Raw genomic sequence first — 16545 nt, forward strand, 5'->3', positions numbered from 1 at the left:
GGCAGCTGCGGCTGAACAACGGCCCAATCATACCGCCGCGGGTGAGGGATCGATAGATGCACGCGGACCTGCTGGCGAGCGCCGTAGCGCAATGCAATAGCGGGACAGCCTCTGGTGTCGCCGGGTCTGGTCTCGCTCTTGCTTCGATCAGGCGCGTCAGGAGCCACATGCGCACTCTCATCGTTGCCGATCTTCATTACTCGCTGCCGCAGTTCGACTGGCTGGTGGCGGCTGCCGATCATTTTGATGCGGTGGTGTTCGCCGGCGATGCGCTCGATCTCGCCTCGATCGTCGACATTCGCGCCCAGATCGTGGTCGTGAAGACATATCTCGCGCTCCTGGCGGCCAAGACGCGGGTCATGATCTGCTCGGGCAATCATGACCTGGAGGAGCGCAACCCGGATGGCGAGAAGATCGCGGCCTGGATCAGGACGGTCCGCGAGCTCGGCATCGCAGCCGACGGCGATGACCTTCTGATCGGCGACACGCTGTTCTCGGTTTGCCCGTGGTGGGACGGCCCCATCGTCAAGGCCGCCATCGCAAGCCAGCTCGATGCCGCCGCGACGCGCGACACAGCCCGCTGGATCTGGGTGCATCATGCGCCGCCGGCCAACTCGCCGGTGAGCTGGGGCGGCAAGCGCTTCTTCGGCGACACCGAGCCCGAAGGCTTCATCGCGCGGCACCGCCCGGCGATGGTGATCTCCGGCCACGTCCACCAGTCGCCCTTCATCACGGATGGGTCCTGGTTCGATCGCGTCGGTGAGACTTGGGTCTTCAACACCGGGCGGCAACCCGGGCGACCGCCGACCTACATGGTGCTCGACACCGACGAAGGGCGCGCCTTCTGGTTGGCGGCGGGGCAAGCCGAATGGATCGATCTCGCCGGCCCCCTGCAACGCCCGGCGCAGCCCGTGACGGCGGCGCCGGACTGGCTCAGAGTCGTGGATCGGATTCCAGATCCGTTCCTGGCGAAACCTGCTGCGGCGGCAGGTTGATCATGCTCTGCAGCACCTCGCCGACCATCGAAAGATGGGTGCCATGGCCGGCATATTGCCGCTTCAGGTCGGCGAGATAGCTGTTGGCGACGTTGAGGCGCTGCGCAAGCATGCGCGCAATCGCGAGCGTCGCCTCGGGATTTTCACTGAGGAAGCGTGGCGCATCCGGGATCTCGTAGATCCGGCAATCGACGAGCGCCCGCACGGTCGCCGTGTGCGGCTGCTCCAGCAGGAGCGACATCTCGCCGAACAGCGCGCCCGGCTCCGACACGACCGCCACCGTGGCGCCGGCCTTGATCACCTCCAGCTCTCCGTCGAGCAGGATGTAGAGATGCCCAGTGCTGTGCCCCTCCTCGAGCAGCATGGTGCCCGCTGGAATGGCGCGCTCATGTCCGCCGGTGCAGTGGCGCAGGAAGTCGGTCATCGGTTCGCCCGCGATGTTTCACTCCGCGCGCCAAGCTAGCCGAAGAACGGTTCATCGCCACGCGAAATCGTCCGGGCGCTTCGCACCAGCTGTCGCAAAGGATTTTAAACCCCTGTCCGAATTGAGCACTCGGCGGCGCCATCATCGTGATCGGGACGTGGGTTTGGCTCAGCCGCCGAGGCTCGATGGCAAGGTGGCTCAGCTTGGAGAGCAGCAGATCGATGAAACCCGACGCACAAACGCGCTTCTGGAGAGTATCGCCATCAGCTTGGAAAATCGACGCACCACAATAGCAGCGTCACCATTGCGAGGGTGCGTCCCAGCGGATGCTAATGGTAGGCGGCGAGAGATTCGAACTCCCGACCCTCTCGGTGTAAACGAGATGCTCTAACCAGCTGAGCTAGCCGCCCTCACGTCGCGCTTCTTTACCCCCTGCCCGATCCTCAATCAACGCCGGAACCACGCGGCGGCAGCGAGAAACCGCCGCAGCGGGAACGGTGGGGGCAGACCACGCACGCTCGAAGAGTCAGTGGCTCGATCCCCCAAACGAAAACGGCGCCCGTGGGGGCGCCGTTTCCTTGGATCAGTTCGGACCTCAGTGGGCGGTCAGGCCGCCGGCGGCTTCGTCGCCATCGGCCTTCACCGGGACCTTGGTGTCCTCTTCCCAGACGATCGGCACCGGCTTGCGGACCAGGGCCCGGGCGACGACGTCGTCGAGACGGGAGACCGGGATGATCTCCATGCCGCCCTTGATCGCATCGGAAATCTCCGTGAGATCCTTGGCGTTGTCCTCGGGGATCAGCACCGTCTTGATGCCGCCGCGGGCCGCGGCCAGGAGCTTCTCCTTCAGACCGCCGATCGGCAGCACGCGACCACGCAAGGTGATCTCGCCGGTCATCGCGACGTCGTGACGGATCGGAATGCCCGTCATGACCGAGATGATTGCGGTTGCCATCGCGACGCCCGCCGACGGACCGTCCTTCGGGGTCGCCCCCTCCGGAACGTGGACGTGGATGTCGCGGCGGTCGAACATCGGCGGCTCGATGCCGTAGACGATCGCCCGCGAGCGGACGTAGGACGCCGCCGCCGAGATCGACTCCTTCATGACGTCGCGCAGATTGCCCGTCACCGTCATCTTGCCCTTGCCGGGCATCATGACGCCTTCAATGGTGAGCAGCTCACCGCCGACATCGGTCCATGCCAGACCCGTGACGATCCCGATCTGATCGTCGCTCTCGATCTCACCGAAGCGGAACTTCGGAACACCCAAGAATTCCTCGACGGTCTTCTCGGTGATCTTCACCGACTTCTTCTTGGACATCATGAGCTCCTTCACGGCCTTGCGGGCCAGTGTGGAAATCTCACGCTCCAGATTACGTACGCCCGCTTCGCGGGTGTAGCGCCGGATCACGAGCAGCAATGCGTCGTCGTCGATCGACCACTCCTTCGAGTCCAGTCCGTGCTTGGAGATCGCGCTGGGGATCAGGTGCTTGCGGGCGATCTCGAGCTTTTCGGTCTCGGTGTAGCCCGCGATGCGGATGATCTCCATGCGGTCCATCAGCGGTCCGGGAATATTCAGCGTATTCGCGGTCGTGATGAACATCACGTTCGACAGGTCGTAGTCGACCTCCAGATAGTGGTCGTTGAACGTCGTGTTCTGCTCGGGGTCCAGAACCTCCAGCAGCGCCGACGACGGGTCACCCCGGAAGTCCGAGCCCATCTTGTCGATCTCGTCCAAGAGGAACAGCGGGTTCGAGGTCTTGGCCTTACGCATCGACTGGATGATCTTGCCGGGCATCGAGCCGATATAGGTCCGGCGATGACCGCGGATCTCCGCCTCGTCGCGCACGCCACCCAGCGACACGCGAACGAACTCGCGGCCGGTGGCCTTCGCGATCGACTTGCCGAGCGAGGTCTTGCCGACGCCGGGAGGTCCGACCAGGCACAGGATCGGGCCGGTCAGCTTGTTGGCGCGCGACTGCACCGCCAGGTACTCGACGATACGGTCCTTGACCTTCTCCAGCCCATAGTGATCCGCATCCAGAACCGCCTGCGCGGCCTCCAGATCCTTCTTCACCTTGGACTTCTTGTTCCACGGGATCGACAGCAGCCAATCCAGATAGTTGCGCACGACGGTCGCTTCCGCGGACATCGGCGACATCTGGCGCAGCTTCTTCAGCTCGTGCTGGGCCTTCTCGCGCGCTTCCTTGGAGAGCTTGGTCTTGTTGATGCGCTCTTCCAGATCGGCGAGCTCGTCGCGGCCGTCCTCGTCGCCCAGCTCCTTCTGAATGGCCTTCATCTGCTCATTCAGGTAGTACTCGCGCTGGGTCTTCTCCATCTGGCGCTTGACACGCGAGCGGATGCGCTTCTCGACCTGCAACACCGAGATCTCGCTCTCCATCAGGCCCAGCACCTTCTCCAGGCGCGTGGTGACGGACAGCGTCTCCAGGATGCCCTGGCGATCGGCGATCTTGACGGCGAGATGCGAGGCGACGGTGTCGGCCAGCTTACCGAAATCGGTGATCGACTGAACGACGCCGACGACCTCTGCAGAGATCTTCTTGTTCAGCTTCACATAGCTCTCGAAATCCGACACAACGGAGCGCCCGAGTGCCTCGGCTTCGACCGACTTGGCGTCGGTGTCCTCGAGCGCAACGGCAGTGGCTTCGTAGTAGTCGGCACGATCGGTGTATTTCTCGACGCGCGCGCGCTCCAGGCCCTCGACCAGCACCTTCACGGTGCCGTCGGGCAGCTTCAGGAGTTGCAGCACGCTGGCGAGCGTCCCGGTCTCGTAGATCGCATCCGGAGCTGGATCGTCGTCGGACGCGTTCTTCTGCGTCGCGAGCATCACCAGCGCGTCGTTCTTCATCACCTCTTCGAGGGCGCGGATGGATTTCTCGCGGCCGACGAACAGCGGAACGATGTTGTGCGGGAAGACGACGATGTCGCGGAGCGGCAGAACCGGATAGGCGTGGCTCTCGCCGTAAACGATGGTCGGCCGGGGTTTGGGGGTCGTCATGGCCTGTTCCTTTTGTTTAGCCCCCTTGCACGCAGTCCGCCATCGTGCGCAACCGCCACAAGGTGCGATCTGATCCGGACATCACTGACGCGTCGATATCGCCCGCTTGTTTCGGATCGTTGTTGAGGCGAATCCCGGGATTGAGATTTGTATCGCCACGCGACATTAGGTGGCTATCGACCCGGGGGGTGTCAAGTATCGGTAAACACCCGCCAAAAATGGCTTTACGCGGCGGGACGCTGAAACGCTGCGATGCCGCGAACATGACGTCCGCGGCGATCGCCGATCTAATAAATCGAGGTCTTCTGTCGCTCGTACCAGCGCGCCTCACGCGCTGGCGCTGCTTTCCACCGCGCGATCGGAGCGATCGGCGTAAATGTACAGCGGGCGGGCGGTGCCCTCGACCACCTCGCGCGAGATGACCACTTCCTCGACACCCTCGAGACCCGGCAGGTCGAACATCGTCTCGAGCAGGATGCTCTCGAGGATCGACCGCAGACCACGCGCGCCGGTCTTGCGCTCGATGGCCTTTCGCGCCACCGCGCCCAGCGCCTCGTCGGCGAAGGTGAGCTCGATGTTCTCCATCTCGAACAGCCGCTGATACTGCTTCACCAGCGCGTTCTTGGGCTCGGTCAGGATCTTCTTCAGCGAGTTCTCGTCGAGGTCCTCGAGCGTCGCAACGACCGGCAGACGCCCGACGAACTCGGGGATCAGGCCGTACTTCAGGAGATCCTCAGGCTCGACGTGACGGAAGATCTCGCCGGTGCGGCGGTCCTCCGGCGCCAGAACCTGGGCGGCGAAGCCGATCGAGGTCGACCGGCCGCGCGCCGAGATGATCTTCTCGAGGCCGGAGAACGCACCACCGCAGATGAACAGGATGTTGGTGGTGTCGACCTGCAGGAACTCCTGCTGCGGATGCTTGCGGCCGCCCTGCGGCGGAACCGACGCAACCGTACCCTCCATGATCTTGAGCAGCGCCTGCTGGACGCCCTCGCCCGACACGTCGCGGGTGATCGAGGGATTGTCCGACTTGCGACTGATCTTGTCGATCTCGTCGATGTAGACAATGCCACGCTGCGCGCGCTCGACATTGTAGTCGGCCGCCTGCAACAGCTTCAGGATGATATTCTCGACGTCCTCACCGACATAGCCGGCCTCGGTCAGGGTCGTCGCATCCGCCATCGTGAACGGCACGTCCAGGATGCGGGCGAGCGTCTGGGCGAGCAGCGTCTTGCCCGAGCCGGTCGGACCGATCAGCAGGATGTTCGACTTCGCGAGTTCGACGTCCGAGTGCTTGGTCTGGTGATTCAGCCGCTTGTAGTGGTTGTGGACGGCGACCGAGAGCACCTTCTTTGCATGGTTCTGGCCGATGACGTAATCGTCCAGGACCTTGCAGATCTCCTTCGGGGTCGGAATCCCGTCGCGCGACTTGACCAGCGAGGACTTGTTCTCCTCGCGGATGATGTCCATGCAGAGTTCGACGCACTCGTCGCAGATGAAGACGGTTGGACCTGCGATCAGTTTGCGGACTTCGTGCTGGCTCTTGCCGCAGAACGAGCAATATAGCGTGTTCTTCGAGTCGCTCGTGCCGACCTTACTCATTCCTGTCTCCGTCCGCGGTTCGCTCTTGTCCGCTCGTTCGTCCCGATCCGGCACGGGCCGGACCAGACTGGTGAAAGAGCAAATTTCGTACCAAAATTAACACCTTGTTCTTCACCTGTCGTGCACCCACGACCTACGCGAATCCCCCACGATCCATAACTCGACACTCTAGCCAATCATGCTGTCATCCGACTATCAAGAATTCGCTAATCGGAGCACAGACCCTAGACCGTGACATTACCGTGATTTTGGGGCTTGACACGGCAATAACACGCGAAATCAGCGGAGCGTTGCGTGTTTGCCACGCCTATTTGCCGGCCGCACGGCAAGGTTGCGGCTCTTTTGGGACCCTACCTCAGCACCTTTGCCGACCGAAGCCGGTAAAGGAGCCGCCGTTACATCCCCGAGGCCCGTCCATCGGGCCCCGCGTCGCTTACTGGTGGCTCACTTGCCCATCGCCGCCGGATCTTCCGGCCGCTTGTCGATGACCTTGTCGATCAGGCCGAACTCCTGGGCGGCTTCCGCAGTGAGGAACTTGTCGCGCTCCAGGGCGTCCTCAATCGCCTTGTAGGGCTGGCCGGTGTGCTTGACGTAGATCTCGTTCAGCCGCTTCTTCAGGTTCAGGATCTCCTGGGCGTGCAGCATGATATCGGTCGCCTGGCCCTGGAACCCGCCGGACGGCTGATGCACCATGATGCGCGAGTTCGGCAGCGAGAAGCGCATGTCCTTGTGGCCGGCACAGAGCAGCAGCGAGCCCATCGAGGCCGCCTGGCCGGTGCACAGCGTCGACACCGCCGGACGGATGAACTGCATCGTGTCGTAGATCGCGAGGCCCGACGTCACCACGCCGCCGGGCGAGTTGATGTACATCGCGATTTCCTTCTTCGGGTTCTCGGCCTCGAGGAACAGGAGCTGAGCGACGATCAGGGTCGCCATGCCGTCCTCGACCGGACCGGTCACGAAGATGATGCGCTCCTTCAGGAGGCGCGAGAAGATGTCGTAGGCGCGCTCGCCGCGGTTGGTCTGTTCGACCACCATAGGCACAAGGTTCATATAGGTTTCGACGGGATCGCGCATGAATCACCCAAGGGTTGGACCAGCAGTTGAGACGACCGGCCGCCGCAGGTGAGGCTCATTTCAACGAGCAGCGACGGACAGGTGTCCCGTGATGCAGAACTTCAAGACCGAGCCCACAGATATGGACCAATTTGCCGGTGACAAGACCGGGTGCCCTGGCCCGCCGCAAGCGAGGTCGTTGCCCTGTTCAAGCTGATTCCCGCGGCGGCGGCCAGCGCCGGAACCTGGACGACCGGCGCTTTCGCCGGTCAACCTTAATCTCGCGCTTATGTCGCGAACCCTACGATGGACAGCCTGATCAGGCCGCCTTGTCGCTGTCGTCGTCCTTGAACAGCTCGTCCTTGGAGACCTTCTTCTCGGTCACGTTGGCGAGTTCGAGGATGAAGTCGACGACCTTGTCCTCGTAGATTGGCGCGCGCAGCTGCGCGAGCGCCTGCGGGTTGCTGCGATAGAAGTCCCAGACCTCCTTCTCGCGGCCCGGCATCGAGCGCGCACGCTCGATCACGGCGCGGCTGACCTCGTCGTCGGTCACGGTGATCTTGTTCTTCTCGCCGATCTCCGACAGCACGAGGCCGAGGCGCACGCGGCGGTCGGCGATGGTGCGGTACTCCTCCTTCGCCTTGTCCTCGGTGGTGTTCTCGTCGGCGAAGGTCTTGCCGCTGGAATCCATCTCGGCCTTGACCGAGTTCCACATCAGGTTGAACTCCTCGTCGATCAGCGACGGCGGCGCATCGAACTTGTGGGTCTCGTCGAGACGGTCGAGCAGCGCGCGCTTGACGCGCTGGCGGGTCGCCTGGCTGAACTCGCCGGCGAGACGATCGCGCATCAACTGCTTCAGCTTGTCGAGCGATTCGAGGCCGAGCGTCTTGGCGAACTCATCGTCCACCACCTTGTCTTCGGGCGCCTCGATGGCGGTGGCGGTGGTTTCGAACTCCGCCGCCTTCCCGGCCAGCTCGTTGTTGAGATAATTGGTCGGGAACGTGACCTTCAGCGTGCGGGTCTCGCCGACGCCGATACCGATCAGCTGGTCCTCGAAGCCGGGAATGAAGGTGTTCGAGCCGATCACGACGTCGATGCCCTCACCCGTGCCGCCCTCGAAGGCGACGCCGTCGATCGTGCCCTTGAAGTTGATCTTCACGCGGTCACCGCTCGCGGCCTTCGCGCCCTCGGCCTTCGCCGCGTAGCTGCGGTTGGCATCGGCCAGGCGCTTGATCGCCTCGTCGACATCGGCATCGGTGATGTCGGCCACCGGCTTCTCGACCGAGAAGGTCTTGAAGTCGGCGAGCGCAATCGCCGGCACGACCTCGACGGCCACGGTGTAGGTCAGGTCCGACTGGCCGGAGAGGATCTTCTCGACCTCGGCCTCCTCCGTCGGCATCGTCACCTTCGGCTCGGTGGCGAGCCGGAAGCCGCGCTCGGTGAAGATCTGCGTGTTGGTGTCGCGGATGGTCTGGTCGATGGTCTCCGCCATGACCGACTTGCCATAGATCTTCTTCAGATGCGCGACCGGCACCTTGCCGGGGCGGAAGCCGTTGATGCGGACCTTGTCCTTGAGATCGACCAGCTTGGCGTCCGCCTTGGCGTCGAGATCCGCCGCCGGAACGCTGATCTGGAACTCGTGCTTCAAGCCTTCCGACAAGGTTTCTGTGACCTGCATGGCGTCAATCTTCTTCCGCTTCGGTCCGAACCCTTGCGATCCGGACACATCTGACTCAATTGTGGACGACGCGCAGCAAAAGGCTTTGCGCCGGTGGGATCGGCGGCCCCGCTTCTCTGTGCGAGAGAGCGGGTCTGCCGGTAAAACTTGGGGCAAACGCCGGAGAAGCGCTTGGTGCGGGCGGAGGGACTCGAACCCCCACAACTTTCGTCACTGGAACCTAAATCCAGCGCGTCTACCAGTTCCGCCACGCCCGCGTGAACTGCATCGATAGCCCGGCCGCGGTGCCGCGGGCGGCGCGGCTTATACCACGCACGAAACCGTCCGCAGCAAAAAAATGGGCTGTCGAAAGCACCACCGGCAGGCCGATCGACCGTGTCGCACGCACAGATAAGGGAAAACAGCATGATCCGCATCCCCCTCATCGCACGATGTTTTGTCGCATGACGGAACCGTCGGAGGGGCTCAGCCGCCGCGCCCTGCTCGGCGGCCTTGCGGCAGCCGGCGCGGCCTCGTTTACCCGCTCGGCTCGGGCCGGTGGCCGAATCTCGGTTTCGTTGAACGCTCGCGGCGAATCTCTGGTGCTGGCCCAGGGACGCTCGGCCAGCCCGCTCTGGCGGCTGGCTGCACCGGCCCCGGTGGTCCGGCTCGCCCGCGGCACGGCGCTCGATCTTGACCTTTCGAATGGCCTTTCGATCCCGGCCGCATTGTCCAGCCGCGGCCTCGCTTTGCCCGCACCGCTGCTGGCGCAGGCGGAGATCGGCCCCGGCGGCCGGGCCACCATTCCAGCCCTGGCGTCGCGCGCCGGGACCGGCCTGCTCGACCTGCGGCTGCTCGCCGACGCCGTGCCGATCCGCCCGCTGCCTGTCATCGTCGATGAGGCCGCGACGGTAACTGTCGACCGCGACGAAATTTTCCTGGTCGAGGATTTCAGGCTCAAGGCGGACGGCACCGCGGTTGCGCCAGGAACCGAAGCGCAAGACACCGAGCTCATCTTCACCGTCAATGGGCACGTCCAGCCCGAGATCGCGCTGCGGACCCATGAGCGAGTCAGGCTGCGGTTCATCAACGGCTGTCAACGCGCTGTGATCGCGATCAAAATCGCCGACCTCGACGCCGTTCGCGTGATGGCCATCGACGGCCAGCCGGCCGAGCCTTTCCTGGCTCGAAATGGCGCGGTGGCGCTGCCGCCCGGCGGCCGCACCGACGTCTTCATCGATATGCCCGCCGCCAAGACGGTGCTGGCCGTGCTGCTGCACGACGGCAGCAATCCGCGTCCCCTCGCCCGGCTGGTGGCGTCGAGCGAGCCGCCGCTCCGTGCCGCCCCACTGCTGCCGGCGCCGCCTTTGCCGTCGAACGGGTTGCCGGACAAGCTGGACCTGAGGACCGCCGCTCGGGCCGAGCTCGCGCTCGACGGCGCCGGCTGGCAACCGCCCGCCGCGTTCAACGCCGCCGGCGCCCCCACCTTCCAGGCCAAGGCCGGCCAAGTGGTCGTGCTGGCATTGGCGAACAAGACCGCCGGCACCCATGTGGTCCACCTTCATGGCCAGCCGTTTCGGCTGCTCGACCGGCTCGACGACGGCTGGAAGCCCTATTGGCTCGACACGCTGGCGCTGGAGGCCGGCCAGACCCAGCGCATTGCATTCCTTGCCGAGCAATCCGGCCGGTTCCTGGTCGAGAGCATGGCGACCAACTGGGCGGCGCCGCGGCTGCTGCGGTGGTATGAGATCAGGTGAGGAAACGAACCTGAGGGAACAGTCCCCATGACCACTGCCGCCATCACCGGGGTCACGGCGCGCGCCGTGATCACGCCCATGAACCGCCCCCTGCGCAACGCGTTCGGGATCATCGACTCCGGACCGCTGGTGCTGATCGACGTCGCAACCGATCAGGGGGTTACCGGCCATTCCTACCTGTTCGCTTACACCAGGCTCGCCTTGAAACCGCTGCTACATCTGGTCGAGGAGATCGGCCGAGAGCTCAAGGGCCAAGCCCTGGTCCCGTTCGACCTGATGAAACTCATGGACGCCAAATTCCGCCTGCTCGGCTGGCAGGGCCTCGTCGGCATGGCCGTCTCGGGCCTCGACATGGCGTTCTGGGATGCGCTCGGTCAGCTCGCGGGCAAGCCCGTCGTCGAGCTGCTCGGCGGCACGGCGCGGCCGATTCCGGCCTATGACAGCTATGGCGTGCTCGATGCCAAGGACGACGAGCGCACCTTGCGCGCCGCGCGCGACGAGCACGGCTTCCGCGCCATCAAGACCAAGGGCGGTCATGGCGATCTCGCGACCGACGAAGCGATGATCAAGGGCCTGCGCGCCCTGCTCGGCCCGGACATGGCGCTGATGCTCGACTTCAACCAGTCGCTCGATCCCGCTGAGGCGACACGTCGAATTACCAACCTTGCCGCCTACGACCTGACCTGGATCGAGGAGCCGGTGCCGCAGGAAAACCTCTCCGGCCATGCCCGGGTGCGCGAGCGCTCGGAGATCCCGATCCAGGCCGGCGAAAACTGGTGGTTTCCGCGCGGCTTTGCCGAGGCGATCGCCGCCGGCGCCTCCGACTTCATCATGCCCGACCTGATGAAGGTCGGCGGCATCACCGGCTGGCTCAACGTCGCGGGGCAAGCCGACGCCGCCTCGATCCCGATGTCGAGCCACATCCTGCCCGAGGCGAGCGCCCATGTGCTGGCAGTGACGCCGACGGCGCACTGGCTCGAGGTGCTGGACTTCGCCGGCGCCATTCTCGCCGAGCCGCTGCGGGTGGTGGATGGCAAGGTGACAGCCAAAGGTCCCGGCCTCGGCCTCGCCTGGAACGAGAGCGCGGTGGCGAAATATCAGGTGACGTGAGCACAGCCAAGAGCAGGACGCGCCGTCGCCGCCTCACCCTCAACTGTCATCACCCGTACCCGCGACCGGGCGATCCGGTACGCCGAGACATCGGTGGCTAAATCGATAGGCCGCGGCGTACTGGATGCCCGCCTTCGCGGGCATGACAGCGTGGTTGAGGCGACGACTCGCCCCTAATCAATACTCGACGCCGAACCGGTCATAGAGCCGCCGGAACACCGCAGGCAAGGTCTCCGTCAGATCCTCCGCGATCAGCCCCGGTCCCGCCTCGTTGCCCGCCTCGCCATGCATCCAGACGCCGATGCAGGCGGCCTCGAACGCCGGCACACCCTGCGCCAGCAAGCCGGCGATGATGCCGGCGAGCACGTCGCCGGCGCCGGCGGTGGCGAGCCAGGGCGGCGCGTTGGCGGCGATCGCGGCGCGGCCGTCGGGCGCGGCCACCGTCGTGTCGGCGCCCTTCAACAGCACCACGGCGCCGCAGCGCGCGGCCGCCGCGCGGACGCGCTCCAGCTTGGAGCGGCCGGGATGCTTGTTGCTGAGATCCGAGAACAGCCGCGGGAATTCGCCCTCGTGCGGCGTCAGCACGATCTGCGCCTCGGTCATCGCCCTGATCTGCTCGAACAACCGCTCCGGCGCATCGGCGAAGCTCGTCAATGCGTCGGCATCGAGCACGAGATGACGCTGCGCCGTCAGCGCGGTGTAGACGAGGTCGCGCGTGCGCTCGCTGACGCCGGTGCCGGGTCCGATGATGCAGGTGTTGTAGCGCTTGTCGCCGAGCAGCTCGCCGAACTCGATCGCGGTGTCAGCGGCGCGCACCATCACCGCCGTCAGCGCCGCAGCATTGACCGCCAGCGCATCGCGCGGCGAGGCCAGCGTGACCAGGCCGGCGCCCGCCCGCAATGCGGCCCGCGCGGCCATCCGCGCCGCGCCCGTGGCGGTGACGTCGCCGGACATCGCCAGCACGTGCCCGCGGGCGTATTTGTGGCCGTCGATGCGTGGCACCGGAAAATGGCCCTGCCACAGCTCGGGATCGTTCTCGAAGGCCTGCGGCCTGATCTCGGCGAGCACCTGGGGATCGATGCCGATGTCGGCGAGCCGGACGCGCCCGCAATGCTGGCGGCCCGGCAGCAGCAGGTGCGCCGGCTTCTTGCGGAAGAAGGTCACCGTCTCGGTGGCGCGGACCGCGATGCCCATCACCGCGGCCGTGGTGCCGTTGATGCCGCTCGGCAGGTCGACGGCGAGCACCGGCGCGCCATTGCCGTTGATCGCTGCGATGACGTCATGGGGCTCGCCGGTGACGGGCCGGCTGAGACCTGCGCCGAACAGCGCGTCGATGATCAGCGCCGGCTTGCCGATCGCCTGCGGCGTGAACGGCAGCACCGGAAACTTCCAGCCCTTGGCGGCGGAGGCCGCGTCGCCGTGCAGCGCGTCGCGCTCGCACATCAGGATGACCGACACGTCCCTGCCCTGCGCGGCGAGCTCGGCCGCGGCAACGAAGCCGTCGCCGCCATTGTTGCCCGGCCCACACACGACCACGATCGGCCCGGTCTCGACCAGGTCCATGGCCGCCTCGGCCACCGCCTGTCCGGCGCTCAGCATCAGCGAAAAGCCCGGCGTGCCGGCCGCGATGGTCAGCCGGTCGGCGCGCTCCATTTCGCTCGTGGTCAAGATGTCCATTACCGCTCTCGTCCCCAGCCGCCGTCCTGCGCCGGCTGCGTGATGTCGTCCCCGTCGCCTCGCAGCGGACGTCGGCGCCCCGTCCCTCGGAGCCGGTGCGGGCGAATCCCGCGCTCCCTATTGCCGCGCCAGCCCGCAACTTCCAAGGGCGCTGCACATCTGGCAAGACGCGACGAAACCCGGCACGTCGCCTTTTCCCTGGGCATTTCGGACAGCGCGCGGCTCCGCCGTCAAGACTTGCACAATGTTTGATCTGTTTGCCTAATCTCAAGGCTCCGGTATTCTAGACGTTCCTTGAGGGAATCGTCGGGTGCTGGTGAAATGCCTGAATATCGGCTCCATTTGGGCCCGTTAACGACTTGGCATAGACCCTGCTTTTGTGGAGCCACTTCGGCACGGGGCAAGTCGGGCAATCAATCACCGGGCCTCCGCCGGAGAGTGTTGGGCCCGGTAACGAAATGATCGAACGACTTGCGCGTGGGCGCAGCCTGACGATGACCCACATGTTGTTTATAGCGGAATGCCCGGGAGGCGCTCAGTGAAGAAGATCGAAGCCATCATCAAGCCGTTCAAGCTCGACGAGGTGAAGGAGGCGCTTCAGGAGGTGGGACTTCAGGGCATCACCGTTACCGAAGCGAAGGGTTTCGGCCGGCAAAAAGGCCATGCCGAGCTTTACCGGGGCGCCGAATACATCGTTGATTTCCTGCCCAAGGTGAAGATCGAGATCGTGATCGGCGACGACCTGGTCGAGCGCGCGATCGAGGCGATCCGCCGCGCCGCCCAGACCGGCCGCATCGGCGACGGCAAGATCTTCGTGTCCAACATCGAGGAAGCCATCCGCATCCGAACCGGAGAATCCGGGCTGGACGCGATCTAGCCTGACCGGGGGGCCTCAACGGACCGTCCGCTCCGGGCCCCCCACGGAACGTTTGCTGCGCCAGCAGCCCCCACGGCAGCTCGAGTGTCCTCTGCGAGGCGCTTGCACGCGGCCGTTTTGCCGTTTCCGATGTTGTCTTGGCTCCCGCACGAGGCTATGGAGCATGACCCGCGGACGCCGTCCCGCGCCGGGCCGTGACGTTATAAGCCAAGAGGGGTATTCATGAAGACCGCCAAGGACGTCTTGAAAGCAATCAAGGACAATGACGTCAAATACGTCGACCTCCGCTTCACCGACCCGCGGGGCAAGTGGCAGCACGTCACCTTCGACGTCAGCATGATCGACGAAGACATTTTTGCCGAAGGCACGATGTTCGACGGCTCCTCGATCGCCGGCTGGAAGGCGATCAATGAATCCGACATGTGCCTGATGCCCGACCCGGTGACCGCGACGATCGATCCGTTCTTCGCCGAAACCACCATGATCATCACCTGCGACGTGCTCGAGCCGACCACCGGCGAGCCGTACAACCGCGACCCCCGCGGCATCGCCAAGAAGGCCGAGGCGATGGTGAAGTCGATGGGCGTGGGCGACACCGTGTTCGTCGGCCCCGAAGCCGAGTTCTTCGTATTCGACGACGTGCGCTACAGCTCGTCGCCCTACAACACCGGCTTCCGCCTGGACTCCTCGGAGCTGCCGACCAACTCCGACACCGAATATGAGGGCGGCAATCTCGGCCACCGCATCCGCACCAAGGCGGGCTACTTCCCGGTGCCGCCGCAGGACTCGGTGCAGGACATGCGCTCGGAGATGCTCGGCGCCATGGCCCGCATGGGCGTCAAGGTCGAGAAGCACCATCACGAGGTCGCCTCGGCCCAGCACGAGCTCGGCATGAAGTTCGACACGCTGACCTTGATGGCCGACCAGATGCAGATCTACAAATACTGCATCCATCAGGTCGCCCACATCTACGGCAAGACCGCCACCTTCATGCCGAAGCCGGTCTATGGCGACAACGGTTCGGGCATGCACGTCCACCAGTCGATCTGGAAGGACGGCAAGCCGGTGTTCGCGGGCAACAAGTATTCCGACCTGTCGGAGACCTGCCTGTCCTACATCGCCGGCATCATCAAGCACGCCAAGGCCATCAACGCCTTCACCAACCCGTCGACCAACTCCTACAAGCGTCTGGTCCCGGGCTATGAGGCGCCGGTGCTGCTCGCCTACTCCGCGCGCAACCGCTCGGCGTCCTGCCGCATCCCCTACACCTCGTCGCCGAAGGCCAAGCGCGTCGAGGTCCGCTTCCCCGATCCGCTCGCCAATCCCTATCTCGGCTTTGCCGCGATGCTGATGGCCGGCCTCGACGGCGTGAAGAACAAGCTCGATCCGGGCCCGGCGATGGACAAGGACCTCTACGACCTGCCGAAGGAAGAGCTGAAGCAGATCCCGACCGTCTGCGGCAGCTTGCGCGAGGCGCTCGAGAACCTCGACAAGGACCGCGCCTTCCTGAAGGCCGGCGGCGTGTTCGACGACGACTTCATCGACAGCTACATCGCGCTGAAGATGACCGAGGTCGAGCGCTTCGAAATGACCCCGCACCCGGTCGAGTTCGACATGTACTACTCGGGCTGACAGCCCGATTGATCGGCGGATGACGACACCAGGGCGCCCCTCACGGGGCGCCCTTTTCATTGGTGTCGCAGTGCCGTGCTGCGAATGCCAAGGCCGGCATGAGCGCCAGAACGGCGGTACGACATTCCTCCCAATGACGAATAGGGACAGGCGCAAGGAATAGATCGGGCCGGAATGAGTTTCTATCCCTGTGATCCACATGCATTGGGAGATTTCGAATGACCAGGCTTTCGATCTCGCGCCTCTTCCTGACCGCCGCAATCTCACTCGCGGCGATCTCGTCCGCCAGCGCGGCGCCTCCAACCAAGAGCGGCAGCAGCACGAAGGGTGACATCCTCACCGACAACAAGGGCATGACGCTCTACACGTTCGACAAGGACGTCGACGGCAAATCAGCCTGCAACGGTCCCTGCGCGACCAACTGGCCGGTCCTGAAAGCCGAAGCCAGCGACAAGGCCGACGCCAACTACACCATCATCACCCGGGACGACGGCTCCAGGCAGTGGGCTTACAAGGGCAAGCCGCTCTACACCTTCGCCAAGGATCAGAAGCCCGGCGACATCACAGGCGACGGCTTCCTGAACAACGCCTGGCATCTCGCAAAGCCCTGAGCGGAGCTGCGCTCTCGCCACGCGCGGGACGAACTGCACGGATTGGGCTTGGCCGTAGGAGACGGCCGCTCTCGGAGAATCCGCCGGACGCGCCTGCGACCGGCGCCCATTGACGAGCGCTGCGTTGT

The 16545-nt window shown here is 64.8% G+C and carries 12 protein-coding genes and 2 tRNA genes; 6 read left to right on the top strand and 8 right to left on the bottom strand.

The window, feature by feature from the left end; translation table 11 throughout:
- The first annotated feature begins 167 nt into the window (after window positions 1-167).
- The gene (locus QW863_RS04370) at window positions 168-995 is read left to right on the top strand and encodes a metallophosphoesterase (RefSeq protein ID WP_315711536.1); all 828 of its coding nucleotides are present in this window, start codon (window positions 168-170) and stop codon (window positions 993-995) included.
- On the opposite strand, the gene QW863_RS04375 is transcribed toward QW863_RS04370, so the two are convergent.
- The 7 genes from QW863_RS04375 to QW863_RS04405 form a co-directional block, all read right to left on the bottom strand.
- Window positions 934-1419 carry a cyclic nucleotide-binding domain-containing protein gene (locus QW863_RS04375; RefSeq protein ID WP_315711535.1) on the bottom strand — a complete coding sequence of 162 codons (486 nt, stop codon included), beginning with the start codon at window positions 1417-1419 and terminating at the stop codon, window positions 934-936. The two genes, QW863_RS04370 and QW863_RS04375, sit on opposite strands and share 62 nt — an antisense overlap.
- A gap of 333 nt (window positions 1420-1752) precedes the next feature.
- Window positions 1753-1829 (bottom strand) — tRNA-Val (locus tag QW863_RS04380).
- 185 nt (window positions 1830-2014) lie between these two features.
- Window positions 2015-4438, bottom strand: coding sequence for an endopeptidase La (gene lon / locus QW863_RS04385; protein ID WP_315711533.1), 2424 nt, complete (start codon window positions 4436-4438; stop codon window positions 2015-2017).
- 327 nt (window positions 4439-4765) lie between these two features.
- A complete protein-coding gene (clpX, locus tag QW863_RS04390; RefSeq protein WP_012044595.1) occupies window positions 4766-6040 on the bottom strand; it encodes an ATP-dependent Clp protease ATP-binding subunit ClpX in 1275 nt (424 codons plus the stop codon).
- Between the two features lie 444 nt (window positions 6041-6484).
- A complete protein-coding gene (locus tag QW863_RS04395; RefSeq protein ID WP_315711531.1) occupies window positions 6485-7117 on the bottom strand; it encodes an ATP-dependent Clp protease proteolytic subunit in 633 nt (210 codons plus the stop codon).
- A gap of 298 nt (window positions 7118-7415) precedes the next feature.
- A complete protein-coding gene (tig, locus tag QW863_RS04400) occupies window positions 7416-8774 on the bottom strand; it encodes a trigger factor (protein ID WP_315711530.1) in 1359 nt (452 codons plus the stop codon).
- A gap of 172 nt (window positions 8775-8946) precedes the next feature.
- A tRNA-Leu gene (locus tag QW863_RS04405) sits at window positions 8947-9031 on the bottom strand.
- Window positions 9032-9205: 174 nt separating this feature from the next.
- Here QW863_RS04405 and QW863_RS04410 point away from each other — a divergent pair.
- Entirely contained in the window at window positions 9206-10510 is a 1305-nt protein-coding gene (locus tag QW863_RS04410; RefSeq protein WP_315712600.1) for a multicopper oxidase family protein, read from the top strand.
- A 27-nt stretch (window positions 10511-10537) separates the two neighbouring features.
- Window positions 10538-11620 carry an enolase C-terminal domain-like protein gene (locus QW863_RS04415; RefSeq protein ID WP_315711529.1) on the top strand — a complete coding sequence of 361 codons (1083 nt, stop codon included), beginning with the start codon at window positions 10538-10540 and terminating at the stop codon, window positions 11618-11620.
- 177 nt (window positions 11621-11797) lie between these two features.
- Here the strand turns inward: QW863_RS04415 and QW863_RS04420 are convergent, their stop codons facing one another.
- Window positions 11798-13297: an NAD(P)H-hydrate dehydratase gene (locus tag QW863_RS04420; protein WP_315711528.1), complete on the bottom strand. Its 1500-nt coding sequence runs from the start codon at window positions 13295-13297 to the stop codon at window positions 11798-11800.
- A 538-nt stretch (window positions 13298-13835) separates the two neighbouring features.
- Between QW863_RS04420 and QW863_RS04425 the strand changes: the two genes are divergently transcribed.
- The 3 genes from QW863_RS04425 to QW863_RS04435 all read left to right on the top strand — a co-directional run bounded on the left by QW863_RS04425 (window position 13836) and on the right by QW863_RS04435 (window position 16417).
- Complete coding sequence (locus QW863_RS04425) at window positions 13836-14174, top strand: P-II family nitrogen regulator (protein WP_009027873.1); 339 nt, start codon at window positions 13836-13838, stop codon at window positions 14172-14174.
- A 222-nt stretch (window positions 14175-14396) separates the two neighbouring features.
- Complete coding sequence (gene glnA / locus QW863_RS04430; RefSeq protein ID WP_006611030.1) at window positions 14397-15806, top strand: type I glutamate--ammonia ligase; 1410 nt, start codon at window positions 14397-14399, stop codon at window positions 15804-15806.
- A gap of 218 nt (window positions 15807-16024) precedes the next feature.
- Window positions 16025-16417, top strand: a complete 393-nt coding sequence (locus tag QW863_RS04435; protein WP_315711527.1) for a hypothetical protein — start codon at window positions 16025-16027, stop codon at window positions 16415-16417.
- The last annotated feature ends 128 nt before the right edge of the window (window positions 16418-16545 follow it).

It is taken from the genome of Bradyrhizobium sp. SZCCHNR1017 (genome assembly GCF_032381375.1).
Lineage (GTDB): Bacteria > Pseudomonadota > Alphaproteobacteria > Rhizobiales > Xanthobacteraceae > Bradyrhizobium.